Source organism: Microbacterium sp. SORGH_AS_0454 (genome assembly GCF_031453395.1).
In the GTDB taxonomy this organism is placed as follows: Bacteria; Actinomycetota; Actinomycetes; order Actinomycetales; family Microbacteriaceae; genus Microbacterium.
Map to the genome: position 1 here is coordinate 1,505,654 of NZ_JAVIYS010000001.1, position 24,296 is coordinate 1,529,949.

The window sequence follows — 24,296 nt, forward strand, 5'->3', positions numbered from 1 at the left end:
GGCAGGACACCTCGCGGTGACGGGGACGGATGACCCGGAGCCGGCACTTGCGCTCGCTGCGTTCCTGGTCGCTGCGGGCATCGTGTTCTCCGTCCTCAGCCGCTCGCGCGCTCGCCGCGCCTGAGGTTCGGCGAGAGAAGACGCTCAACGCGAGACGGCACCCCGCTCGGGGTGCCGTCTCGTCGTTTCGCCTCTCACCTCTCTCGAGGTCGGTCCGACGACGTCGGACACCGCGGAGAGGCGGAACGCGTTCAGCCCAAGAACTCCCGCGCCGCGACCACGAGATTCTCGACGCCGCGATCGATCGTCGGCTGCATGAGCGGCGCAAAGTGCGGGGAGTGGTTCGTCGGGATGTCGCGCTCGATCGTGCCGCCCGCGAAGGCCTTCTGGAACGTTTCGGGATCGACCCCGCCCCAGAACCAGAACACCAGCGGAGCGCCCGACTCGCGGGCGAACCACGACACGTCCTCGCTGCCGGTGAACATGCCCGGGTCGACGACCGAGCCCTCGCCGAACGAGCGCTGGAACGCCGCGGTGAGGCGGGCCGTGGCATCCGCGTCGTTGATGGTCGGCGGCAGGGTGTGGTCGGTGGTGATGGTCGGCGTCTGCTCGGCGCCCGAAGCGTCGGCCTCGGCGCGGATGATGCGCTCGACCTTGGTCATGACGCGCTCGCGCGCGGCGTCGTCGGGGTAGCGCAGGCTGAGCTCGAGCTTGGCCTCGGCGGGGATGATGTTGTTCTTCAGACCCGCGTGGATCGAGCCGACGGTGACCACGGCGACGTCGCGCGGGTCGACCTCGCGCGAGACGACGGTCTGCAGACGCATGACGGTGGCGGCGGCCATGACGACCGGGTCGATCGTGGAGTGCGGGCGCGAGCCGTGACCGCCGCGGCCGTGCAGCACCACGGTGAGGCCGTCGGATGCCGCCATCTGGGTGCCCGGGCGCACGCCGATCATTCCGGTGGGGAGGGGGGTGACGTGCTGGCCGAGCACGATGTCGGGCTTCGGGTACCGGTCGAGGACGCCGTCCGCGATCATCGCCTTCGAGCCCGCGCCATATTCTTCGGCCGGCTGGAAGACGGCGACAACGGTTCCCGACCACTCCTCGCGCGTGGCGACAAGGCGCTCCAGAGCGCCGATGAGCGCGGTCACGTGCATGTCATGGCCGCACGCGTGCATGACGGGGACGGAGTTACCCGCCGGGTCGGTGCCGCGCGCGGTGCTGGCGTAGGCGAGACCGGTCTGCTCCTCGACGGGCAGGCCGTCCATGTCGGCGCGAAGCCACACGACCGGACCGTCGCCGTTGACGATGCTCGTGACGAGGCCGGTGCGGCCCACGCCCTCTTCGACCTCGAGCCCCAGGCCCGCGAGATGCCGGGCGATGACACCCGCCGTCCGCGTCTCTTGGAACGACAGCTCCGGGTGGGCGTGCAGGTCAGTGTAGAGGCTTTCGAGGTCGACGCTCATGTGTCCGAGCCTAGTTCTCCCCGCCCGCGCGCGGTCGGGCTCCTCCTCGTCGAGTGTCCAGAAAACGCCGTACCGAGCGGCGCGGTGACGGCGTGTCGTGGACAGTCGACGAGAGAGCGGCGGCGGGCCACCGCACCGCTACCGGATGCCGGGGACACCCGCAACCCATCCGCTCCGGTCAGGTCGAGCGGCAACGCTTTCGCCATGACCACCACACACTTCGACTACCTCATCGTCGGCGGCGGAATGGTCGCCGACACCGCCGCCCGTGGAATCCGCGAGATCGACGCCGACGGCTCCATCGGCATCCTGAGCGACGACGTCGATGAGCCCTACACGCGCCCCGCTCTGAGCAAGAAGCTGTGGACCGACGAGGAGTTCACGTGGGGCAAGGTGCCTCTCGGCACCTCCGGCGACACCGGAGCCGACATCCGGCTGCAGACGCGCGCCACGGCGATCCGTCCGGACGAGCACGAAGTGGATGCCGACGACCAGACGTTCTCGTACGGCAAGCTCCTCATCGCCACCGGCGGGAAGCCCGTGCCCCTGCCCGTCGACGACCACTCGAACGGCGAGCGGGCGCTGACCTTCCGCACCGCCGAGGATTACCGACACCTCCGAGCCCTCGCGAAGGACCTCGACCGCATCGCCGTCGTCGGCGGCGGTTATATCGGCTCCGAGCTCGCCGCCGCCCTCGTGCAGAACGGCGTCGAGACGGTGCTCATTCACACGGGTTCGGTGCTCGGCGATGCGGTGTTCCCGGCTGCGCTGGCAGAGCGCTTCGAGAAGCTCTTCCGCGACGCCGGGGTCGAGATCGTCTCGGGCTCCAAAGTCGCAGGAGGAGAAGTGGATGCCACGGGCGCCCGCCTCGAACTCGAGAACGGCGATGAGGTGAGCGCGGACGCCGTCGTGAGCGGCCTCGGCATCGAAGTGGCCGTCGACCTGGCCGAGAAGGCGGGTCTTCAAGTCGACGACGGCGTGCACGTCGACGCGCAGCTACGTACATCGGCCGACGACGTCTACGCCGCGGGCGACGTCGCGAGCTACCCCGACCGTCTGCTCGGGCGCCGTCGCGTCGAGCACGTCGACAACGCGAACGAGCAGGGCAGGGCCGCCGGTCGCAACCTCGCGGGGGCTGCCGAGCCCTACACGCACACTCCCTATTACTACTCGGCGGTCTTCGGCATCCGGTACGAGGCGGTCGGCACGCTCGACTCCTCGCTCGAGACGGTCGAGGACTGGATCGACACCGACCGCGGGGTCGTCTACTACCTGGACGACGACCGCGTCGTCGGCGTCCTGCTGTGGAACGTGGAGGAGGCTCGGGATGCCGCCCGCTCGGTGCTCGCCGAGGCCGACACCCTGACGCGTGACGACCTGATGGGTCGCATCCGCTGACGCGGCCGGGCGGCGCGGCGCGAGAGCGGTCTCGTGCGGCGCCGTGCGGATGGCGGGCAGGTCGTGCGGACGACGCCGCAGGACTAACCTGGACGCGCGCTGAGTGTCCTCAGCCCGCGATCCCCCAGGAGCATCCGATGGCCACCGCCGAACTTCGCCTCTCCGTCCCCGTCGACTCCGCACGGGACGCCGTCGGCTACGCGCTCGCCGAGCAGGGCTTCACGGCGCAGCCCACGGCGTCCGGATCCCTCGACGTCTCGCGCGGGAGCATGGGCACCACTCTCGTGGCAGGCGCCTTCGCGGGGCAGGACATGCACGTCCGCTTCGACGTGCATTTCTCGGAGATCGCCGAAGGCACGCTCGTGTCGTTCGAGCACTCCACTCTGGGCGGCTTCTTCAAGGGCGGGGCGATCGGCGCCGCCAAGGTCGGAGACGTGGTGCGCGAGGCGGCCCACCGCGCGGGGGCCCGTCTCGCTCAGCAGGGCCTGCTCGTCGGCGGCGTGCCCGACTCCCCCTCCGACGTGGGTGCTGGCGAACAGCCTGCCGCGAGCGGCGGAACCTGGGCGCCCCCGGTTCCGCCCGCCCCTCCCGGGTACCCGGGAGTCCCTTCCGCCGGCGACGGCTCGGCCGCCGCTCCGGCCTACAGCGCACCCATCGGCGACGCTCAAATCGGGGCCCCCTCTTACGCGGCATCCCCTTACGGCACTGCGTCGGCCGCATCGGACCGCACCAACGGCATCTCGATCCTCGCGATCATCCTCGGTTTCGTCTTCCCCATCGGCGGCATCATCGCCGGTGCGGTCGCCCTCGCCCAGATCAAGCGCACGGGCGAGAAGGGGCGCGCCCTCGCGATCACCGGCATCGTGGCGGGCGCGGTCATCAGCGTCCTGGCGATCCTCGCCGTCATCGGCCTGTTGATCTTCTCTTTCACCGTCGGTTCGAAGGTGTCCTCCGCCGACCCGTTCGATGTCCCCACGTCCCCGCAGGACGGTGGCGTCACCGCGGGCCCCAGCGATGCTGCTCCGGGCGACGAAGACACCTTCACCCTGCCCGTCGGGGTCTGCCTCGACGACGTCCCGAGCGGATTCATCAGCTCGTCCAACATCGTCGAGTGCGCCACCGCGCACACGTACGAGGTGTTCAGCAGTTTCCTCCTCCCCGAGGGGGCTTTCCCCGGCGACGACGCCATCGCCTCCGCCGCTCAACAGGGCTGCGATGCGGCGTTCCCGTCCTTCGTCGGCATCCCGTACGAGCAGTCCGCTCTGAACTATCAGTACGTCGCCCCCACCGAGGGCACCTGGACCGACGGCGACCGCGAGATCTCGTGTCTGCTCTACGACCCCGCCGTGCAGGAGACGACCGGGTCGTTGGCGGGTTCGGCGCGCTGACGAGGGTCGGGGACGGCGGCGGACGCGCCGTCCTTCGACGGGCTGGTCGGGTTCAGCCTCTCGAAAGTCACTCCGAAAGCTGCTGACTCTCGACACCACGGGCTCGCCGACAGGAACGTCAGCGGTCACACGGCCGACCGGTGATGTCCGCATCCCACGGCGGCGGGCTTCGACGCCGAGCCGAGCTCTGGCTGCGGTGGGTCAGAGGCTTGTGTCGATGCCGTTGCTGGTGTCCCGGATCGCTTGGGCGACCCGACATGCCGGGATCGGGCTCTCCACGCCGCTCATCCCAACTTATTCAGGCGAATTATTCCGTTGAGACCCGTTTCAATGCGATGATGCGTTTGTGCACCGTTTAACCCCATTTATCCCGGGGCTGTGTCGCGGTGTGAATCAGGAGATCTCATGCCGCTGGGCCGTTCCCCCGTCAGTGCTTCGCCGAGGCGCGCGCGTTTCAGTGGGCGGGTGACGCTGTCCATTGCCGCAGCTGTCGTCATCGTGTTGGGTGCGGGGGCAGGCGGCACCACGGGGGCATGGTTCACGGCCACAGCCTCTCGGGACGGCTCGCTGGCGTCAGGCTCGATCAGCTCGGTGACGGGAACCGCAGCGGGTACTCGCCTTCAGGGCGTCAATGTCACCTGGAACAGCGCGCTCAGCCAGACCTGGGCGACTGCGAACCAGATCACGACCGATCCCGTGTACACGGTGACCCGCAGTATCGACGGAGGCTCCCCGACAACCGTCTACACGGGTCGAGCGACCACCGCAGCCGACCCCTTCCCGCATGCCGCGCTGTCCCTCGGGCACTCCACCATCTCCTCTGGTCAGGGGATGTCTGGAGCTATCAGCGGGGGGAAGGTCTACACCTGGGGTAAAGACACCGGAGGGTACGGACAGCTCGGCACGGGCAGCAGCGCGGCCGCGACCCCGACCGCTGTGACCATCTCGGGCAGCCGTCAAGTCACAGACCTTTCGATGGGAAGCGCGGGGGCTGTCGCCCTCGCCTCCGACAACACCGTCTGGGCCTGGGGATCAAAGATCTCCACCGACTGCAGTACAGCCTCCACCCGGCCGATGCAGATCACCGTTCCGTCGGGTGTCACGATCGCGTCTGTATCGGTGTTGCCGGACTGCGGGAGCATCTTGCTCTCCTCGGACGGACGGCTGTTCACCTATCTCGGCAACGGGTTCGACACGGCATCCCTGCCTGGCGGCCGCAAAATCAAGCAGATCTCGAAGGGCTTCTGCGTCCTCGCCACCGATGGCACCGTATGGTGCCGAGGTTCGAACACTCACGGTCAACTCGGTAACGGGTCGACCGCCAGCTCCTCGTCCGACTTCGTTCAGGTCCCGCTGCGGTCCGATCTGCAAGCCTCCCAGATCGCGTCGAACGGTTCGACCGTAGCGGTCGTCCTGAGCAACAACGCCGTCTGGGGATGGGGCGACAACAGTTCGGGACAACTCGGCAACGGCTCCACCGGCAGCACGGTGAACACGCCCGTGCAATTCAAGGGGGACGGATCGCTCGATTTCGTCAAGGTCGCTGTCGGAGGATCCCACATCAGCGCACTAGCTCGAGACGGATCCGTCTCGAGTGCGGGGCAGAACAGCTCGGGGCAGCTCGGTAATGGAACGACGACCTCCAGCACCACGCCCGTGATCGCTACACGGAACAACGTTCCCGCTTTCAGCGACATCACGGACGGCGCCTCTCAGACCTATGGGGTCACGAGTAGCGGTGCGGTCTGGGGCTGGGGTACCAACCTCGTCAATGGATCACCGACTCTGGGGGTCAACGACACATCCAATAATGTGTATACGTCGCCCCGCTCCGCTGCCGCCAATCTCACCGTCGACGACGGGTCGAACAGGCTTACCTGCTCCAACGGCGCTACCCCGAACAAGGCCGCGTATTGTGCGCCTTCCGGCACCATCACCTACTCGGTGACGTACGCGTACTACGGGTGGAAGGCCGCTGCGGCGAACACGGATGCATCATCGTCCGCAACTCAGACCGGTTCTCTCGTATTCGGTGCCCCCAGTTCGACCACGTTGTGCCTCGGGCCTCAGAATGGTGCATCGGCGAAGGGGACAGCCGTTGTGCTGGCAACCTGCGACTCGTCTGCCAGCCAGAAGTGGAGTGCATGGTCTGACGGCACGTTCCGATCGGGCGGAATGTGTCTGGACGCCGACGGCAGTGTCCCCGGCAGCAAGGTACAGCTCTGGGATTGCAACGGTTTCGGTTTCCAGTGGTGGACGGTCAGAGACGACGGTACGGTGTTCAACCCCAACTCCGGCCTCTGTCTGACCGACCCCGCTGGTTCAGCGGAAGCCGGAACCCGGCAGATCATCGACACGTGCAACGGGTCATGGACACAGAAGTGGTCCTTCTGATCGTCTGAAATGCCATGCGGGACCGCCGGGTCCATTTCTGGTGGGGAAGCTCCTCTGGGCGGCGATAGGCGGGTGTGCAGCCAGGCGCGTTCGTTCTCATAGTCTCGTGCGCGGTTCCACGGCCCTACGTGCAGCGTGTCACGCCGAACCAGAGGAACGAGGTGGTCGTGACCTGCACAGACGACGCGGTGGTCGCGGTCCATTCCCGGGTGAGGTTCGTTCGGATGCGGACGACGGACGTCCGCCCGAAGGAGAGGCCGTTCGGCGCGACGACGAACTCTCGGGCGTCAGGGCCCCGGCGAGCGATCGATCCCCGACCATCCACGAGAACGTCGAAGTCCAGAGGCCGCTCCCCCGCGTAAGACCAGGACACGGTGGCCGTTCCGTCTGCGTTGTTACGACAAGCCAGCGCGTCGACGGAGCGTGCCGTGGCCGCCGTGAACTAGCCCGACGTGCGCGACGAGGCCCAGAATGATCCCCCGAATGCAGCGCCGGGGAGAGCGATGAGGGCCAAGCTGAGAGCTCCCGCGGTCACAGGCAGGCACCGGTGACCCATGTATTCCGACCTGGCTTGGACGCCGCGGGCACGAGCGATCGCCGGTCCGTCTCTCGGACTCTCTTTTGCGGCCGGACCATGGCTGTGGGATGGAGAGGACGGGCCTCGACCTCGCTCGTCCGGGCGTACGGCCGGTACCAGCGCAAGCCACACGAGGAGGCCGTGCCCCGTGCCGGCCAGGAGGGGGATCAGCTTGCCGAAGTCGCCCGTCGAGGCCAGGAGGATCGGCGTTCCCAGGTACGGCACTCTCATGTACCCGACCCCGATGACCGCCGAGCTGTGCAGAGGGCTCGAGTCGGCGTTCGGGTTCGCATCACCTTTCGTGATGAAAACCTCGCCGTCGCGACGGACGATCCGATGAAGTCGTAACCGCCCGGGATGGTCAGGATCCCTACTGAGGAGTACGTACCCCGATCGCAGATCTCCTGGCGACATCGGACGGCTGACGACGAGGTCGCCGGGTGCGATGGCCGGCTGCATGGAGCCCGTCATCACCGTCGTCGTCGTCCAACCCAGCACGAGGGGTGCTACCGCCCAGAATGTCATCCCGAGAAGCAGGGCCAGGACGACGCGAGCCGTCAGGACGCCAGAAAATCGCGCCCAGAGAAACAACGCCCCAGCCGTTCCCTCGCTGTACCGCGGGTGGCCGGGGTCGGCGCCGATTACTGGTTCTGCGCTTCCCAAGTGAAATTGAGCTTGACGGTCCCGCCCATGGCGGAGGAGGGCGCGTTGCCGGCGACATCGAAGCTGATGCGGTAGGTGCGCGGCTCGGAGTTCGCTCCCGAGGTCACCCAGTCGCCGAAGCCGGTGCCGAAGCTTGTGCTGTTGGTGATGAACGCGTCGAGGGTGTTGTTGTAGGTCGCGCTGTTGGGGATAGCGGTGAAGCCACTGCAGGTGCCGTTTCCGCCCCCCGTGCCCTGAGTCACATGGAGATTGACCCACGAACCGAGAGAGTTCGTCTGAGTGGCGGTCGTGGCATAGAGCTTGACCGATGCCGGCAGCGATCCGCTCGAGGTGACGACGATGCAGTTGCTACCGGCCGAGCCGGGTTTGAGGTTGTCTGCCGTGAAGGCTGCGCTGTTGGGGAGGTCGTTCTTCAACGCGACAGTGCCCGCCGTCCAGTTGTTGGTGCCGTTCGACGTCGTCGCAGAGAACGCCGAGTACGACGCCGTGGAGACGAGGACACCGGCACCGAGTAGTGCGAGCGGTATGGCAGCCAGCGTGCCGAGGCGGGCGAGCTTACGGGTGGGAAGGTGCATGGCGGTTCGTTCTTTCGGGGAGGAGAAGAGAGGCGAGGTGTCTATCCGCGGCTGTTCGGGCGCGAACCGCTCCCTGTGTCGTCGGGCCCGCGAAGCTCTGTTCGGGCGGATGAGCGAGCGCGCGGTTCGCGGGACGGACACAGGGGTTACGGCGCCGCCTCGGTCTGAACTCGAGACGGCGCCGCACGGCGACCCGCCCGTTACCCCCGAGAGATCGCCAGCCTGATTTACGGGTTCTCCACAACCCGGACGAACAGTGAGGCGGATGCGGTCTGCCCCTGGTACTCATTTCCCACCCCGGACGGGAGGGACAGCGTGAACGTCACGTCTGCCGTCTCCCCCGCTGCCAATGTCCCCAGAGCATGAGCGTCGGTGTTCGTGAGAATGCTCGTGACGGTCACGCCGCCGCGCTGAGCGGTCCACGCCACCTGGCTCGCCAGCGGTGCCGACGGATCGGTGCTCGACAACGCGAAAAGCGATACCTGAACGTTCGTGGTGTTGGTGACTTTCGCGGTGACCACGGTCGGCGCGGCTCCGGGGAGCAGGAGGATCGAACCGCCCGCCGACGGTGCCGGATCGATGGAGACCACCGTCACCTGAACCGCGTCGCAGCCCGACCTGACGGCAGCCTGCGCTGCGGGCGTAGGGGCAGCGAAGCCGAGCATGAGGACAAACCCGAGGGCGATGGCCGTCGCCGAACTGCGACCCAACGACCGCGACGCGCGCTGGGGCTGGCGGTGCCGGCGAGCTCGAACGGCAACTGCGATGCCCGTTCCGAGGAGAATCGCAGCGATGATGCACAGGAGAGCGACGTCGATGTTGAGGCCCGTGATGGCCAGACCACCGTTCGTTCCGTCGACCCCACCACCTGCAGAAGGTACGACCCCCGTCACCGAGGGTACGCCGCCGGGAATCCGCACGTCGGGTTTAACGGGTACGGTGCAGTCCAAGATGGTGTCCTCTGGTACAAAACGGGTCTGAGCGGTTCTTGCTGAACCTAGCCCATCGCAATCGGTCAGTCAATTTTTGCGATTTGAAACCGTTATGTACCGTTTTCTCCCGCTGTCAACCGCCATTCGTTTTTCGAGCATCATCAGGCGGTTTGACGCGCGGGGCCGTAGAATGGAGCGACCCGTTACCCCGGAATGAGCACATGGCGAATCACGTAGAGCACCTGTTTGCTGGGTACCCGGCGATCCTGTCCGCGAAGGATGTCGCCGAGGTCCTCGGGCTGAACAACAAGACCGTTTATGAGTACCTGCAGAGTGGCACCCTGCCCGGCTACCACATCGGTACGAAGTGGGTCATCATCCGTGACGAGGTCGTGGACTTCATCTCCCGCGCATCCAACGTCGCCGAGCGCCCGGCGGTCAGCGTCGGCCCGTGAGGCCCTTTCCCGTTCCCTCGGCGTTTTCATAGGGTTTGCATGGCGTAATACCATTGCGCCGTGCTCGCTGACGACGTATCCCGACTTCTGACGACGCCAGCCAACGTTCCGGCTCTGTCGATGCGTGCGATGTTCTCGCACCGCCGTGAGACCCTGCGTGTGGACTACATCACACACCCCGAAGCGGCTCGGATGCTCCTGCCTGAGCCTCTCGAGGTGCCGCCCATCGCGCGCGCGAGCGTGTACGTGACGCAATACTTCGACACCTTCTCCACGGATCCGGTCATCGAGTTGGCCCAGGCGATCGAAGCTGTCGGAACGGACGGCCGCGTGGGTGACTTCGTTCAGGCGGTGTACACGGAGAGTGTGCCGGCTCTCGTGGGCAATAGAGAGAGTTTCCTCCAGCCCAGTCTTTTCGGCGCGGTTTCGATCTCGCACCGGAACGCCGTCACCGACTTCTCCCTCAGAATCAACGACGTCGAAGTCGTGCGCGGCAGTGCCGGCTACAAGACCGAAGCCATCGCCCATGATGACGCCCTCGAGCTGTTCGGCCGGCCGAAGTTCTTCCTGAAGATCCTCGGCACTCCATGGCTCGGGGAGCCCACCCGTCCTACCCTCTTCGGCTTGGAGCCGACGGACCTCGTGATCTCCGAGGCCTACCGAGCTCCCGCTCGTGTGGCTCTCTTCGGTCACGTCATGGCGCCTCTCGATGACCTGCCCATCGTTCACGTGGAGTCTTGTCACATGATCTCTGCCAGCTGGACCATGGGGACCGCGCAGGTCTTGCATCGTTACACGTAACCCGCGTGTTTCTCGCCGCGCCGATGCTCGCGACGAGACGGTTCCCATCTGCTCGCGGGTAGCGGGCCGCACCGGAGCGCCGCCTCGAGCCGGCGCTGTCGTCATCGACGAGCGATGTCGGGACTTCGCGTCGTGCCCTCAAACGGGGTTGCGAGAGTTTCCTCATTTGCTGTTATGGTAACGACGTTCCATCTCACTCCGTTTCAACCCGCATGACGTGTTTTAAGCTGTAAAGACCCGTTTCGGGTGGCTACGGAGCGAGAGGTTCGTCCGAGCCCGTCTTGCGTGTCAAGGCGACCGGTCGTCGTGCCCGCAAGGCCCGGCACCGGTGCTGAAGCACGAGCAACCCGTCCGGTGCATACCGGTCACCGTCGTACCGAAGCCGCTCGGTTGAAGGCGACGTCCATTCCCATCACTCGAAAGTGCACCGCTCATGAACTCCACGTCCCGTCCCAACAAGAAGAAGCTGTTCATCGCCTCCGCGGCGCTGCTGAGCATCGGTCTGACCGGTTCGCTCGCCACCGGCGCCTACTTCACCGATCAGAAGGTCGTCACCGGCAACCAGCTCACCGCCGGGACCGTCACCCTCGGCAACATCGCCGATGACGCGAACTCCACGGCGCCGGTCGTCTTCACCAACGTGCTCCCGATCGACGACTCCACCCCCGCCAAGATCGCGGCCAAGGCGAAGACCTTCAACGTCCACATCCGCAACAACGGCACCGCGGACATCGACTGGAAGTCGACGATCTCCCTGACCACCAGCACCTTCGCCAAGCAGGTGACGGTGTCGTACAGCACCGATAGTGGCGCGACCTGGTCCACGCCGACCCTTGCAGACAACCTCAATGGTGTCGCTATCAACAGCTCGAGCTCCCTTGCGGCCGGCGGATCGCTGCCCATCCAGTTCCGTGCCTGGCTGCCGGCCGCGACCGACAACAGCGCGCAGGGTAAGAGTCTGACGTTCACCCTCACGGTCAACGCCATCCAGGCGGGCGCTCCCTGGTCCTGACCCAGACCGGGTGCCGGTCGAGCCCCAAACCGACCGGCACCCTCTCGGGTCGCCTCCCGGCCGTGAGCACTGACATCGGCCGCGACCGAGAGGCGGACCCCATCAGCATTCCGTGCGATCGAGCGAACCAAATGACACTGATGCACGACATTGATCCCTCACTGGGGGAGACACGAGCAGCTATCGCGGCCTTCGTGATGATCAGCCTCGGTGTGGTCGTCGCTCCCATGCACCTCGACAGCGAGGCGAGTCGCAGCTTCGCGCCTTTCTGCGCGGGCACCGTCTTCCTCGGAGACCCGGCCCTTCGAGCGGCCGCCGCGCCACCACGGCGCGTACTTCGAGAAGCTCTGAGTGATTCGGAGTCGGTTCACACACTCGCGATCGATGTTCGCAATATCGGCCTGGGCTCCGTCGATTGGCACGCCGGGTTCGACGTGGCATCACACGGCTACCCCTCGAAACATGTGTCGCTCTCCATCAGTACCACTGGCGGCGCCACATGGTCACCGCCGGTGTCGATGGACGACGCCAAGAATCCTGCCTTCTGCGCACCGCCGATGCTCTCACCCGGGGCGCTGCACAGCATTCTTCTGCGTGTGCGTCTCTCCGGCCACCTGACGCATGACGGGTCGAGCGCCCTGGGATTGAGCGTGGACACCACCGTCCTTCAGAACGAGCTGAATCCGACCCCTCGGCGCCCCCATTGGCGCTGGGCGCGGTCGCCCGCCCGTCTTCGGGCCGGCGACGCCCTGTCTGACTAACACGTACTTGCCCAGGAGGCCCATCATGCGCATCCTCTCCTACCTTCGTTGGAGCGCCGTCGCCGCGGTGCTGGCCCTGCTCGTCGCCCCAGCGGCCGTCGCCCTCGTCACCGGGACGCAGCTCGTCGTCGTCGATGGAAAGTCCATGACGCCTACCTACGAATTCGGCGACATCGTCCTCCTCGGCGCGCCCCACCCCGACGACTTCGCCCCCGGCCACGTGGTGACCGTCGGGATGCCCAACGGCGACATGTACACCCACCGGATCGTCAGCATCACCGACGGTAAAGCGCAACTCAAGGGCGACGGCAACCCCGCCGAAGATCCCGACACGGTTACGTACGATCAGCTGGTCGGCGCAGTGAGAGGACATATCGGCGGCCCCCTCGCCGGCATCCTGGCATACGCCCAGACCCTGCCCGCCCGTGTCAGCCTCGCCGTCCTCGTTGTCGCGCTGATCATGCTCCCCCTGAGCCATCACCGCCGATCGGCTGACGACGAGGGCGATCACGACGCAACGACCCCGGCTGACGCGGAGGCGGACACACCTGACGACCACGCCTCGTCTTCCGACGACCTGGACATCTTCCTACCGGTGGTGCCAGCAGCCTCACGCGACGGTGATGCCGTCGTTCCCGCACCGCCCCATTCCCGCCGCGCCCGTCAGCAGGGGTGATTCCCTGCGGAGCGCCAACGAACGCCCGCCCCTCGCCCTCCAAACCCCCATTCTCCGGGAGATCACGTGACCGCTAACGAACAACTTCACGCAGTGGCGTTCCGCAGCTGCCCCACAGCGGTGGTCATCGAGAACGACGCTCAGGTTCGCGCTCTTCTCACCCAGACGCTCGAGGCCGCCGGATACGCGACGGATGCATGCCGGGATGGAGTCGAGGGGATCGAGACCATCCTGGCGACATCGCCGGACCTCGTCACGGTGGACGTCGACCTCCCGGGCATCGACGGGCTCGAGGTGGTGCGCAGAGTCCGTGCCGCCGGCCTGGCGACGCACATCATCGTCGTCTCGGCTCAAGACGACGAGCCGGCCACGCTCCTCGGGTTCACGACTGGCGCAGACGACTACGTCACGAAGCCTTTCCGCATCCGTGAGCTCCGTGCCCGCATCGATGCCGTGTCACGGAGAGCAGCCCGCGCGCACCAGAGCCGCTGACGTCTCGTCCGGGTGACCCCGCACTCCGCACCCGACCCGGCATGTACTCGTCTGCCAGTCGGAACTCGGCGGGCTGGGTCACCTCGCTCCGCTCTTGCCCGAGTTATTTGATCTTCGCCCGGTACTCGCAGATCCAAGTCGGCGCCTCAGCGCGCCGGCGCCGCCGTCGACCCGCGGTCGACCAGCTCGAACGGCAGAGTGCCCAGGCCCCGGCCGGGCTCGGCGCCCTCGAGCGCCGCGAGCACGGCCTCGGCCGCGCGTTCTCCCTGACCGCGCGCGAACTGATCCACGGTGGTGAGCGAGAACCACCGGCCGAGCTCGTGTCCGTCGACGCCGACGATCGACACGTCCTCGGGTACGCGTAGACCGAGTTCGCGCGCGGCGAGGATCGCCCCGATCGCCATCTCGTCCGAGGCGGCGAAGAGCGCGGTCGGCGGGTTCTCAGCGGTCAGGGCGCGGGTTGCCGCGGCGGAGCCGCCCTCGATCGTGAAGTCGGCGGGCTCGACCACAGCGTGGGCGATGCCCGCGGCCGCCAGCTGCTCGAGGAATCCCCGGCGGCGCAGCCCAGGCACCGTCGAGCCCGCGGCGGTGACGATGTCCGCCCCGATGTGCGCGAGGCGACGGTGGCCGAGGGCGAGCAAGTGATCCGTCGCCAGGCGTCCCACGGCGAGGTCGTCGACCGTCAGGGTGGTGAGCAGCGGGTTCGGGCCCGCGATCGCGACGATGGGCACGCCGAGTCCGCGCAGTGACGCCGACTCATCGGCATCCAGTTCGAGGGCAATGGTGATGACCGCGTCGATGCGCCGACGACGCAGGTGGTCGTCGAAGACGCGGCGACGCTCCAACGGGTCGGCGCTGACACTGTAGAGCGTGATGTCGTAGCCCTCGCGCACGAGAGCGTCGGAGATGCCCGCGAGCACCGTGCTGAAGAACCAGCGGTCGAGGAACGGCACGACGACCCCCACCGCCCGCGCCCGCCCGGTCGCCAGGCTCGACGCGGCCGCCGACACGACGTAGCCGAGCCGGTCGGCCGCAGCGATCACGCGGTCGCGGGTCGCGCTCGAGACGGGCCCCCGCCCGCTCAACGCACGCGAGACCGTGGCCGTCGACACCCCCGCCGCGCGGGCGACGTCGTCGATACCGGCCACGGTCTCGCGATCGATCGATGGATGCCGCGGCCTACGCCGCCGCGATCCAGACGGTCGTGTCGGTCGGCAGGCGCTCGCCGTCGAGGGGGCCGCTCGCGATGAGCACCTCGCCCGCGGGAAGCTCCACCGTCTCGTCGCCGAGGTTCGCGACCACGAGCAGCGACCCGTTGCGGAACGCCACGACGTCGTCGCCGTACTCGTCGAGCCACTCCAGGTGACCCGCGCCGAGATTGCGGTCACGACGTTCGGCGAGGAGCGACCGGTACAGCGTCAGCGTCGAGGCCGGGTCGTCGACCTGCACGTCGCGCGCGAGCTCGGCCCACTCGGCCGGCTGGGGCAGCCACGACTCGCCCGTGGTGTTGAAGCCGTAGGCGGGGGCGTCGGCGCTCCACGGAATCGGCACGCGGCAGCCGTCGCGACCGTACCGCTCGCCGTTCGTGCGGAACCACGTGGGGTCCTGACGCGCGTCGTCGGGCAGATCGATGACCTCGGGAAGGCCGAGCTCCTCGCCCTGGTACAGGTACGACGAACCGGGGAGTGCGAGCATCATCGCCGTCGCCGCGCGCGCACGGCGCAGCCCCTTTACGGGGTCGGGCTGGCCGGGGGACTTCGGGCCGATGCCAGCACCCTGCGGGTTCTCGGCCGTCAGCGCGAGACGCGAGGCGTGGCGCACGACGTCGTGGTTCGACAGGACCCAGGTGCTCGGGGCGCCGACCGCGCCGTACTGTGCGAGCGACTCGCCGATCACGTCGCGGAGGGCGGCGGCATCCCACTTCGTCTCGAGGTAGTGGAAGTTGAACGCCTGGTGCATCTCGTCGGGACGCACCCACAGGGCGGTCTGCTCGACGGTCGGCAGCCACGCCTCGGCGCACAGGGCGCGGTCGCCGTCGTACGCGGCGAGCACCTCGTGCCACTCGCGCCACACCTCGTGCACGCCGGGCTGACCCCAGTAGGGCACTTCTTCGGCGTCGCCGCCCATCGAGCCGCCCTCGGGGTCGGGCGTGAAGTCGGGCAGGCCCTCGGCCTTGATGAGGCCGTGCGCGACGTCGACGCGGAAGCCGTCGACTCCGCGATCGAGCCAGAAGCGCAGGATGTCGCGGAACTCCGCACGCACCTCGTCGTTGGTCCAGTCGAAGTCGGGCTGGCTCTCGTCGAAGATGTGCAGGTACCACTGGCCGGGGGTGCCGTCTGCCTCGGTGATGCGCTTCCACATGCCGCCGCCGAAGACGCTCTCCCAGTTGTTCGGGGGCAGTTCGCCGTTCTCGCCCTTGCCGTCGCGGAAGATGTACCGCGCCCGCTCGGGGCTGCCGGGGGCGGCCTTCAGGGCCTCTTGGAACCACACGTGCTGATCGCTGGAGTGGTTCGGGACGAGGTCGACGATGACCCGGATGCCGCGCTCGTGCGCACCCGCGAGCATCGCGTCGAAGTCGGCCAGGGTACCGAAGATCGGGTCGACGTCGCGGTAGTCGGCGACGTCGTACCCCGCGTCCTTCTGCGGCGAGGTCTGGAAGGGGCTGAGCCAGATGGCATCCACCCCCAGGTCTTTCAAGTCGTCGAGGTGCGCGGTGACGCCGGGCAGATCGCCGAGGCCGTCACCCGACGCGTCGGCGAACGAGCGGGGGTAGATCTGGTAGATGACGGCGGTGCGCCACCACTCGGAGCCGGGCGCGGAGACGAGGTCGGCCTGCGCCTCTTCCTGCGTGAAAGTCATGGTGTCCACGTTAGTGGAAGCGCTTGCATCGTGGTCAAGTGGGCGGCGGGTGAATCCCGCCGGGCGTAGCCGGGGGGGCGAGGCCCGGGCGACTCGCGCCTGGGGGCGTGAAAACTGTTCGAGTGTCCAGAACACCCGGACGAAATCTCGAAATGTCCGGGTGTCTTGGACACTCGATGCATCGGGCGAGCGCCCGCCGTGCGCTCGCGCCGGCGAGCCCGCCCCGGCGAGCCCCGCCTCGCGGGCGCCGCGATTAGGCTGGGGCAGTGCCCGACGCCTCCGACCTTGCCCGCGCTGAATCGCTCATCACGAGCATCCCCGACTATCCGAAGCCCGGGATCGTGTTCCGCGACATCACGCCGCTGCTCGCCGACGCCGCGGCCTTGCGCGTCGTCGTCGAGGCCCTGATCGAGCCCTTCGCCGGACGCTTCGACGCCGTCGCCGGAGTCGAGGCTCGCGGGTTCCTGCTCGCCGGGGCCGCCGCCATCGTCGCGAACGTGGGCCTCATGCCCATCCGCAAGGCCGGCAAGCTGCCCCGCCCCGCGGCGAGTGTCTCGTACGACCTCGAGTACGGCTCGGCGCGGATCGAGATGCACGACGATGCCGCAGCCGGCGCTCGCGTGCTCCTGCTCGACGACGTTCTCGCCACCGGTGGAACCCTCGGTGCGGGCCGCGAGCTGCTCGAGGCCGTGGGTAGCGAGGTCGTCGGTATCGCGACGCTGCTCGAGATCGACGGTCTGGGCGGCCGCGAGGCGCTCGGCGGCGACCTGCACTCGGTCTTCCACGTCTGACGCGGCGCTTCGCGCGCTGATCGACGGGTCGCCCAAGCGAACTGAACGTCGACGTTCCGGTGAGCGGCGGGGTGCACGTCGGTGAACCACGACGGCCTCGGAGGGCCGATCCCGGCTCACGCGGGCGTGCGCACCGCCGCGAACTTGTTGCGGCGACGCAACGCGAAGCCCAGGCGCTCGTAGGCGGCGATCGCGCCGACGTTGGCGGCGGCGGCGTGCATCATCGCGCGATCCCCGCGCTGCTGGATGTGGAAGGCGACGTCGAGCACCAGCCGCGAGGCGAGGCCCTGGCGACGGTGGTCGGCGTCGACGGCCACCGCGCTGATCTCGGTCCAGCCCGTGGGGTGCAGGCGTTCGCCGGCCATCGCCACGAGACGTCCGTCGCGACGGATGCCGATGTACCGACCGAGCTCGTAGGTGCGGGGCCGGAACGGGCCGGGCTGATTGCGCGCGACGATGTCGATCATCTCGGCCGCATCAGCCGCACTCAGCTCGACGGCCTCGTCGTCGGGCGGGTGCGCAGGGCGTCGGTCTCGACGAGCTGGACTCCCTCGCCGCCGCCGACCCATTGCCAGTCCGAGGGGATCTCGCCCTCGAAGCCGGAGAGCCCCACGTCGGCGCCGGGTCCGACGAGCTCGCGGAGGGCGTCCCACACGTCCGGGTCGTCCCACGTACGCACGGCCACGAAGGGGGCGACGTCTTCGGGGTAGCGCTTGACCAGATCGCCGCCGACCGCGAAATGCGCGTGCGGTCCCGCGAGCGAATGCCACGCCGCGTTGTCGAGCACCGTGGCATCGGCGTGCGGGACGGGGAGCGGGAGGGCGGAGGTGGTGGTCATGGGCATCCGTTCTGGGGGAGGTGCGACGGGGCGCACGTAAGACAACAGCGTCGACCGCTTCGCATTCCGCGGCGCGTCAGCGCACGCCGGCTCGGGCCCGCGCCGCGAGGGCGACCGAGACGGCACCGGCGATCCGATCGGTCTGTCGCAGCGACAGGGCATCGGAGCGGGGGCGGGTGAAGGCCCCGGCCTCCATCGACGAGGTGAAGGGACCGATCGCGAACATCGCCGCACGGGACTGCCCGTCGCGACCGATCACGCGACCGTCGGCGTCGACGTCGATGCGCCCGACGAGCGAGCCGGTGAACGACTCGTCCGAGACGTGCACTTCGCGTCCGTGGCGACTCGCGAGTTCGCGCAGCGCCGGGTTCTCGCTCGCCGACGCGGTCGCGGCGGGGAGCCACGCGTCGAGGAGCGCGCGAGCGCTCACCTCGCCCGCGGTCCGCGGCGACGACGCCACGAAGCCTCGTTCGGCCTCGACGCGCACTGAGATGTCGGGTCCGAGAAAGCGCACGATCCCGGCCTCAGCCAGGGCGAGGAACTCCTCCAGCCGGTGCGCCGGCGGCCCCGAGGCGACGTAGCTGAAGAACGCGTGCCAGGTCACGGGCAGATCGACAGCGCGCGAGCGGGCGCTCCACCGCTCGGTCGGGATGTCGGCGAGCCCGAGGAACGACGACAGGATCGTCAGGAACAGTGCTTGAGCGGCGCTGCGGTCCTGGCTCGTGCGCAGCTGCAGATCGTCGACGATGTGCCGGCGCACCCGCTCGTGCACGTCGAGGGCGCCGCTGAACGTCTCATCGCCCAACGGCACGTCGAGCGTGCGCAGGTCGAAGCGGTCGAGGGGGTCGGGGACCACCTCGGCGGCGGCCAGCCGGAGCGCCGAGGTGTCGGCATCCACCTCCCGAAGGGTCTCTCGGAACACCTCCCACGTCGTCGTCACGCGTTCGGGGTGGCCCGTGAAGAGCTCGCGGTAGTGCCCCCACACGAGCTCGCGCGCGATGAGGGGCCAGACGTCGTCGAGGAAGTCGACGGTGCCCGGTCGCGCGAGCAGCTCGGCGACCGCGGCCGGGGTCAGGATCTCGCGCACGGGTGTTTCGCCCTGCAACCGCGACGACACCTTCGAGCGGTAGGGCACCCCCCGGCGGGAGCCGAGGTGCAGGCGCGGCTCGAGCCCCGACGGCTCGTAGCGCAGGTTGCCGGTCGTATCGGTGACGAAGCGTCCGCCCCGACCCGCGGTCAGCAGCACCACGGCGTCGACCGCGGCCAGGCCCATCCCCCGGACGATCACGTCGCTGCCGGGGGCGAGCACGCTGAGGTCGGCGTCGGCGGTGAACGCCGGAGGGAGGTAGGTCAGCCCGGCGCTCGCGGCGGCTTCGCGCAACGACACCGCCTCGCCCTCGGGCTCGCGCGCGTTGTGCCCCATCGCGTAGACGAGCACGTCGGCGGACAGACGGATGCCGTCGGCGAGGGCGACCTCGTACCCGTCGGCGGTGTCGTCGACCCATTGCACGACGCCCTCGTGCCACCGCACCTCGACCCCGGGCGGGGCGATGGCGACCGTGCGACGCCAGAACCAGTCGAGGTAGGCGCTCTGCAGACGCCGCGTGGGAAAGGAGTCCGGGCGCAGGCCCTGCAGCTCGAAACGCAGCTCGGGATCGTCGATCGTCACGTCGGGGAGCGTTCCCGCGCGTACCCGCTCGGCCCACTCGATGAGCGAGGGGCCCGAGCGGATCGGTCCCGAGATCGTGCAGGACTCGTCGGTGAAGACGGTCACGTCGCCTGCCATCGAGTTGAGCTTGAGCAGGGGCGACTGCTCGCGTCGCCAGATGCGGCCCGCCCCCGGCGGGTACGGGTCGACGAGGGTGATGCGCAGCGGCACCGGGGAGCGTCGGGCGAGCAGCCGCTCGACGAGCATGACCGCTCGAGGCCCCGCCCCGACGATCACGAGGTCGGTCATCGCGCCCCGACGCCCGCGTGGACCGGAGGGAGACCCAGCAGGTCGTGCAGCGTCGCCCCCTCGTCGTACGAGCGGCGGTACGACCCGCGATCCTGCAGCAGGGGCACCACCTTGTCGACGAACTCGTCGAGGCCGTGCGGGGTGACGTGTCCGACCACGGTGAACCCGTCGGTCGCGCGCTCCTGCACGTAGCGGTCGATCTCGGATGCCACGTGCTCCGGCGTGCCGACGAAGGTGTGCTTCGCGGTCAGGCGGATGACGAGCTCGCGGATGCTGAGGTTCTCGGCCCTGGCCTGCTCGCGCAGCTGGCCGACCCGGGCGCGGATCGCGGCGTGCCGCCCGGCGAAGCCCTGCGCCGTCTCGACCCCCGTGTCGGGCTCGAGGTCGGGCAGCGGCCCGTCGGCGTCGTACCCGCTGAGGTCGCGGTTCCAGATCTGCTCGAGGTAGGTGATCGCGGTCTGCGGGCGCACCTGGGCGAGGGCGATCTCGCGCGAGCGCTCGCGGGCCTCGTCGGCGGTGTCGCCGAGCACGAAGGTCGCCGCGGGCAGGATCTTCAGCGAGTCCTCGTCGCGGCCGTTCGCCGCCAGGCGCCCCTTCACGTCGTGGTAGAACTGCTGCGCGTCGTCGAAGGCGGTGTGCAGCGAGAAGATGACGTCGGCGTGGGCGGTGGCGAAGTCGCGGCCGTCGGGGGAGTCCCCGGCCTGCACGATCACGGGCCGCCCCTGCGGGGAGCGCGGCACGTCGAACACGGCGTCGACGTCGAACAGGCGGCTCTCGTGCCGCACCCGAGCGATGGCGTCGTCGCGCAGGAACCGACCCGTCTCGGCATCCGCCACGATGGCGTCGTCGCGCCACGATGCCCACAGCGCCTTCGACAGCGCCGCGAACTCCGAGGCTCGCACGTACCGATCGGCGTGGTCGAGGTAGCCGCCGCGACGGAAGTTCGCCCCGTGGAACGCGTCGGAGCTCGTCACGGCGTTCCACCCCGCCCGCCCGTTCGACAGCAGGTCGAGCGTGCCGAGCTGGCGCGCGAGCTCGTACGGCTCGTTGAAGGTCGTGTTGAGCGTGCCGACGAGGCCGATGTGCGCGGTCACCGAGGCCAGAGCGGTGAGGATCGCGAGGGTGTTCGGGCGTCCCGCCACGTCGAGGTCGTGCAGCTGCCCGCGGTGCTCACGCAGCCGCAGGCCCTCGGCCAGGAAGAGGTAGTCGAACAAGCCCCGCTCGGCGGTGCGGGCGAAGTACTCGAACGACGAGAAGTCGATCTGGCTGCCGGCCGCGGGGTCGGTCCACACGGTGGTGTTGTTCACGCCCGGGAAGTGCGCGGCGAGATGGATCTGACGGCGGGTCATGCGCCGACCTCCTGACGGGCGTAGCGACTGGCGAGACGGGGGAGGCCGAGACGCTCGCGCAGGGTGGGAGAGCCGTCGTCGGTGAGCAGGATGCCGGCGGCCGCCGCGCGCGGCACGACCCGGCCGGCGATGGCCTCGAGGTCGGCCGGAAGCCGGGCGGGGCGCAGGCGCACGCCGTCGATGCCGACGGCGGCGAGGGCGCGGATCTCCTCGACGACGTCGTCGGCGGTGCCGACCACCACGCGGGCGTCGGTCGAAAGCGGTGCGCGCTCTTGCAGGCGGTCCCAGACGGCACGGGCCGCCGCCGGAGTCTCCTCGACGAGCACGAGCAGGTCGGCGAACACGCGCAGGGGCTCCGCGATCGCGCGATGTGCGTCGGCGGCATCGGTCAGTTCGCCGAGGATGCCGGCGACCGCCGCCGCCTCGGAGGGGGTGACGTACACGAGATCGGCCTGTTCGGCTGCCAGACGGTAGGGGACCGTCTGGTGCGCGAGCACGGTGATGAGCGGCTGCCCCTGTGGAGAACGGGGCACGATCGAGGCGCCGGTGATCGAGAAGAACTCGCCCTCGAACTCCACGTTGTGCACGCGGTCGCGGTCGAGGAACCTCCCGGTCTCGAGGTCGCGCACGATCGCGTCGTCCTCCCACGAGTCGGCGAGTCGGCGGATCACGTCGGCCACCTCGCCGGCCTCGCGGAACGCCGCGACGATGAGGGGATCGTCCTCGATGCGTCCGGAGGCGGGGCGGACGGTGGGGCCGTCGGCGCGGCGACCGAAGTTGGCCCGCTCCTGCGCCGTCGAACCCGCGACCAGCCGCACCCCGCCGCGTCCACGGCTGGCGTGGTCGAGGGTCTGCAGGCCCGTCGCGAGGTGGAACGGTTCAGGGTGCGCGGTGGTCGCGGTGGGGACGAGTCCGAGACGGCGCGTGACGGGGGCGAGGAACGACGCCAGCAAGACGGCGTCGAGGCGCCCGCGGGCACGATCGCGGCGGGTCTCGGCATCCGGCTCGAACGACCGGCCGCCCAGGCTCAGGGCGTCCTCGATCGTCGCGAAAAGGAGCCCCGCACCGTCGGCCGTGCGGGCGAGGTCGCGCCAGTACGCGGGCGAAGTCAGCTCGGTGGGCCGGGCCGCGGGCTCGCGCCAGGCGGCCGGGTGCCAGCCGGCGCCGTCCAGGGCGACGGCGAGATGGATGCGATCCGGCATCGGGAGCTCCTTGTGTCAGGCGAGGTGCTGATCACTGTCTCGCCGGAGTGCGCCGGGTCTCAATCCGTGTCGTCATACAACGCCTCGAAGCGTCACGAACGGACAGAGACGCGTGAACGTAGCGCCCGGACCCACGGGGCGCACGACTGTGACGCTGCGAGACGCATCGTGTCGGCCGGTGACGCATCGCGACAGACCGTTTCGCTCGAGGTGAGCGCGTCGCCGAGGCCGCCTACGTTCGGCGTGATCACCGTCCCCGTCGAGAAAGGTCCGCCCATGAGTGTCCCCCACCGCGATCGCCCCGACCACGGCTCTGTCCGCTCTGCTCGACGACCTGCGCGGGGAGGCGCCCGACATCGAGGTACGGGCGTCCTCGCCCGAGACGGCGGAGTTCGGCTACGACGCCGGCACGGCGCCCCGCCGCGACGCCCTGGTGCCCGACGGGCCGGCGGTGGCGTTTCCCGCGACGGTCGCCGAGGTACAGCTGCTGGTACGCCTTGCCGCACGTCACGGCGTCAGCGTCGTGCCGCGAGGGGCGGGCACCGGTCTCTCGGGCGGCGCGACGGCCCACGCCGATCAGCTCGTCGTCTCGACCGACCGCCTGACGCGGATCGTCGAGGTCTCGCCCGCCGACGAGGTCGCCGTCGTCGAGCCCGGGGTGCTCAACGCCGCCCTGAACGAACGCCTCGCCCCCCTCGGCCTGTTCTACGCCCCCGACCCCGCGAGCTGGCGCATCTCGACCATCGGCGGCAACATCGCCACCAACGCCGGGGGCCTGCGCTGCGCCAAGTACGGCGTGACCCGCGAATCGGTGCTGGCCCTCGACGTCGTGCTCGCCGACGGCAGCCTCGTCTCGGTGGGCCACCGCTCGATCAAGGGCGTCACCGGCCTCGATCTGGTGTCGCTGTTCGTCGGGTCGGAGGGCGTGCTCGGCATCGTCGTGGGTGCCACCGTGCGCATTCGCCCCCTCCCCGTCGCGCGTCGCACGGTGACGGCGTTCTTCGACTCGACGAGCGCGGGGGCGGCGGCCATCGGAGCCATCACGGCCTCGCGCGTGCGTCCCAGTGTGATCGAGTTCCTCGACGAGCCCACCCTCGAGGGCATCGACGCGGCCCGGGATTCCGGGCTCCGTGCCCGCGGCGCAGCACTGCTGCTCATCGAGCTAGACGGCTTCGGCATCGACGAGCAGACCGCCGAACTGACCACCGCGCTCGAGGCCGCCGGTGGCCGCGTGCGGGTCGAGAGCGACACGGATGCCGAGATCCTCTGGGAACTGCGACGCTCGGGACGCCGATTCGACGAGCGGTCCTGGTTCGCCGGTGGCGACGTCGCCGTGCCCAAGTCGCGCATCGCCGAGGTGTTCGCCGGCTTCCCCGCGATCGAGGCCCGCTACGGCGTGGCCGTGAGCGCCGTCGCCCACGCCGGCGACGGCAACCTGCACCCGGTCATCACCCTGCCCATCCCGGTGGACGCCGACCCCGCCGTCGTCCCCGCGTCGGTGCACGACGCCGCCGACGCGGTGGTGCGCGCCGCCCTCGCCGTCGGCGGCACCGTCAGCGGCGAGCACGGCATCGGCACCGTCAAGCGCGCGCTCGCCGCCGAGGAGCTCGCCGCCCGGGTGCGCGAGGCCCAGCTCGCGATCAAGACCGCGCTCGATCCCGCCGGGCTGTTCAATCCCGGCAAAGCCCTGTAACCCGCATCCCACCGCAC

20 protein-coding genes and 1 pseudogene are annotated in these 24,296 nt (G+C 69.1%); 11 read left to right on the forward strand and 10 right to left on the reverse strand.

The window, feature by feature from the left end:
* Window positions 1-251 precede the first annotated feature (251 nt).
* On the reverse strand, window positions 252-1,466 hold the full coding sequence (locus QE454_RS06995; protein WP_307456616.1) for an amidohydrolase: 1,215 nt from the start codon (window positions 1,464-1,466) through the stop codon (window positions 252-254).
* Between the two features lie 204 nt (window positions 1,467-1,670).
* Between QE454_RS06995 and QE454_RS07000 the strand changes: the two genes are divergently transcribed.
* The 3 genes from QE454_RS07000 to QE454_RS07010 all read left to right on the forward strand — a co-directional run bounded on the left by QE454_RS07000 (window position 1,671) and on the right by QE454_RS07010 (window position 6,646).
* A complete protein-coding gene (locus QE454_RS07000) occupies window positions 1,671-2,864 on the forward strand; it encodes an NAD(P)/FAD-dependent oxidoreductase (RefSeq protein WP_307456613.1) in 1,194 nt (397 codons plus the stop codon).
* A 137-nt stretch (window positions 2,865-3,001) separates the two neighbouring features.
* Window positions 3,002-4,252, forward strand: a complete 1,251-nt coding sequence (locus tag QE454_RS07005; RefSeq protein WP_307456611.1) for a DUF4190 domain-containing protein — start codon at window positions 3,002-3,004, stop codon at window positions 4,250-4,252.
* A 465-nt stretch (window positions 4,253-4,717) separates the two neighbouring features.
* Window positions 4,718-6,646, forward strand: a complete 1,929-nt coding sequence (locus tag QE454_RS07010; RefSeq protein ID WP_307456608.1) for a ricin-type beta-trefoil lectin domain protein — start codon at window positions 4,718-4,720, stop codon at window positions 6,644-6,646.
* Between the two features lie 442 nt (window positions 6,647-7,088).
* Here QE454_RS07010 and QE454_RS17260 read toward each other — a convergent pair whose 3' ends face one another.
* The 3 genes from QE454_RS17260 to QE454_RS07020 form a co-directional block, all read right to left on the reverse strand.
* Entirely contained in the window at window positions 7,089-7,886 is a 798-nt protein-coding gene (locus QE454_RS17260; protein ID WP_396652948.1) for a signal peptidase I, read from the reverse strand.
* Window positions 7,865-8,461, reverse strand: a complete 597-nt coding sequence (locus tag QE454_RS07015) for a hypothetical protein (protein ID WP_307456605.1) — start codon at window positions 8,459-8,461, stop codon at window positions 7,865-7,867. The genes QE454_RS17260 and QE454_RS07015 overlap by 22 nt, the downstream gene beginning before the upstream one ends.
* Before the next feature lie 227 nt (window positions 8,462-8,688).
* Window positions 8,689-9,126, reverse strand: coding sequence for a hypothetical protein (locus QE454_RS07020; protein ID WP_307456602.1), 438 nt, complete (start codon window positions 9,124-9,126; stop codon window positions 8,689-8,691).
* A gap of 488 nt (window positions 9,127-9,614) precedes the next feature.
* On the opposite strand from QE454_RS07020, the gene QE454_RS07025 reads away from it, so the two are divergent.
* From QE454_RS07025 to QE454_RS07050, 6 genes are all read left to right on the forward strand, one after another.
* Window positions 9,615-9,848, forward strand: a complete 234-nt coding sequence (locus QE454_RS07025; protein WP_210076949.1) for a helix-turn-helix domain-containing protein — start codon at window positions 9,615-9,617, stop codon at window positions 9,846-9,848.
* Between the two features lie 60 nt (window positions 9,849-9,908).
* Window positions 9,909-10,649 carry an acetoacetate decarboxylase family protein gene (locus QE454_RS07030; protein WP_307456598.1) on the forward strand — a complete coding sequence of 247 codons (741 nt, stop codon included), beginning with the start codon at window positions 9,909-9,911 and terminating at the stop codon, window positions 10,647-10,649.
* A 433-nt stretch (window positions 10,650-11,082) separates the two neighbouring features.
* A complete protein-coding gene (locus QE454_RS07035; protein WP_307456594.1) occupies window positions 11,083-11,661 on the forward strand; it encodes a hypothetical protein in 579 nt (192 codons plus the stop codon).
* 62 nt (window positions 11,662-11,723) lie between these two features.
* A complete protein-coding gene (locus QE454_RS07040; RefSeq protein ID WP_210076946.1) occupies window positions 11,724-12,422 on the forward strand; it encodes a hypothetical protein in 699 nt (232 codons plus the stop codon).
* A 25-nt stretch (window positions 12,423-12,447) separates the two neighbouring features.
* Window positions 12,448-13,098 (forward strand): signal peptidase I, encoded by a 651-nt coding sequence (locus QE454_RS07045; protein ID WP_307456589.1) that lies wholly within the window; start codon window positions 12,448-12,450, stop codon window positions 13,096-13,098.
* A 93-nt stretch (window positions 13,099-13,191) separates the two neighbouring features.
* Window positions 13,192-13,590 (forward strand): response regulator transcription factor, encoded by a 399-nt coding sequence (locus QE454_RS07050; protein WP_307456587.1) that lies wholly within the window; start codon window positions 13,192-13,194, stop codon window positions 13,588-13,590.
* A 146-nt stretch (window positions 13,591-13,736) separates the two neighbouring features.
* On the opposite strand, the gene QE454_RS07055 is transcribed toward QE454_RS07050, so the two are convergent.
* Window positions 13,737-14,738 (reverse strand): LacI family DNA-binding transcriptional regulator, encoded by a 1,002-nt coding sequence (locus tag QE454_RS07055; RefSeq protein WP_307456585.1) that lies wholly within the window; start codon window positions 14,736-14,738, stop codon window positions 13,737-13,739.
* Window positions 14,739-14,769: 31 nt separating this feature from the next.
* On the reverse strand, window positions 14,770-16,449 hold the full coding sequence (locus QE454_RS07060; protein ID WP_307456582.1) for a glycoside hydrolase family 13 protein: 1,680 nt from the start codon (window positions 16,447-16,449) through the stop codon (window positions 14,770-14,772).
* Between the two features lie 266 nt (window positions 16,450-16,715).
* Here QE454_RS07060 and QE454_RS07065 point away from each other — a divergent pair, with 266 nt between their 5' ends.
* Window positions 16,716-17,240 carry an adenine phosphoribosyltransferase gene (locus QE454_RS07065; protein ID WP_267789050.1) on the forward strand — a complete coding sequence of 175 codons (525 nt, stop codon included), beginning with the start codon at window positions 16,716-16,718 and terminating at the stop codon, window positions 17,238-17,240.
* Window positions 17,241-17,356: 116 nt separating this feature from the next.
* Here the strand turns inward: QE454_RS07065 and QE454_RS07070 are convergent.
* The 4 genes and pseudogenes from QE454_RS07070 to QE454_RS07085 form a co-directional block, all read right to left on the reverse strand.
* A pseudogene (locus QE454_RS07070) lies at window positions 17,357-18,084 on the reverse strand (GNAT family N-acetyltransferase).
* Between the two features lie 70 nt (window positions 18,085-18,154).
* Complete coding sequence (locus QE454_RS07075; RefSeq protein ID WP_309668565.1) at window positions 18,155-20,035, reverse strand: FAD/NAD(P)-binding protein; 1,881 nt, start codon at window positions 20,033-20,035, stop codon at window positions 18,155-18,157.
* On the reverse strand, window positions 20,032-21,384 hold the full coding sequence (locus tag QE454_RS07080; RefSeq protein WP_307456576.1) for an NtaA/DmoA family FMN-dependent monooxygenase: 1,353 nt from the start codon (window positions 21,382-21,384) through the stop codon (window positions 20,032-20,034). Before QE454_RS07080 ends, QE454_RS07075 begins: the two co-directional genes overlap by 4 nt.
* Window positions 21,381-22,586, reverse strand: a complete 1,206-nt coding sequence (locus QE454_RS07085; protein ID WP_307456574.1) for an LLM class flavin-dependent oxidoreductase — start codon at window positions 22,584-22,586, stop codon at window positions 21,381-21,383. Before QE454_RS07085 ends, QE454_RS07080 begins: the two co-directional genes overlap by 4 nt.
* A 280-nt stretch (window positions 22,587-22,866) precedes the next feature.
* On the opposite strand from QE454_RS07085, the gene QE454_RS07090 reads away from it, so the two are divergent.
* Window positions 22,867-24,279 (forward strand): FAD-linked oxidase C-terminal domain-containing protein, encoded by a 1,413-nt coding sequence (locus QE454_RS07090; RefSeq protein ID WP_309668566.1) that lies wholly within the window; start codon window positions 22,867-22,869, stop codon window positions 24,277-24,279.
* Window positions 24,280-24,296 lie beyond the last annotated feature (17 nt).

Bases quoted from the DNA above. Each gene is read 5' to 3' on its own strand.
- QE454_RS06995 (WP_307456616.1), bottom strand. From the start codon at position 1,466: ATGAGCGTCGACCTCGAAAGCCTCTACACTGACCTGCACGCCCACCCG.
- QE454_RS07000 (WP_307456613.1), top strand. From the start codon at position 1,671: ATGACCACCACACACTTCGACTACCTCATCGTCGGCGGCGGAATGGTC.
- QE454_RS07005 (WP_307456611.1), top strand. From the start codon at position 3,002: ATGGCCACCGCCGAACTTCGCCTCTCCGTCCCCGTCGACTCCGCACGG.
- QE454_RS07015 (WP_307456605.1), bottom strand. From the start codon at position 8,461: ATGCACCTTCCCACCCGTAAGCTCGCCCGCCTCGGCACGCTGGCTGCC.
- QE454_RS07020 (WP_307456602.1), bottom strand. From the start codon at position 9,126: ATGCTCGGCTTCGCTGCCCCTACGCCCGCAGCGCAGGCTGCCGTCAGG.
- QE454_RS07025 (WP_210076949.1), top strand. From the start codon at position 9,615: ATGGCGAATCACGTAGAGCACCTGTTTGCTGGGTACCCGGCGATCCTG.
- QE454_RS07035 (WP_307456594.1), top strand. From the start codon at position 11,083: ATGAACTCCACGTCCCGTCCCAACAAGAAGAAGCTGTTCATCGCCTCC.
- QE454_RS07045 (WP_307456589.1), top strand. From the start codon at position 12,448: ATGCGCATCCTCTCCTACCTTCGTTGGAGCGCCGTCGCCGCGGTGCTG.
- QE454_RS07060 (WP_307456582.1), bottom strand. From the start codon at position 16,449: ATGACTTTCACGCAGGAAGAGGCGCAGGCCGACCTCGTCTCCGCGCCC.
- QE454_RS07075 (WP_309668565.1), bottom strand. From the start codon at position 20,035: ATGACCGACCTCGTGATCGTCGGGGCGGGGCCTCGAGCGGTCATGCTC.
- QE454_RS07080 (WP_307456576.1), bottom strand. From the start codon at position 21,384: ATGACCCGCCGTCAGATCCATCTCGCCGCGCACTTCCCGGGCGTGAAC.
- QE454_RS07085 (WP_307456574.1), bottom strand. From the start codon at position 22,586: ATGCCGGATCGCATCCATCTCGCCGTCGCCCTGGACGGCGCCGGCTGG.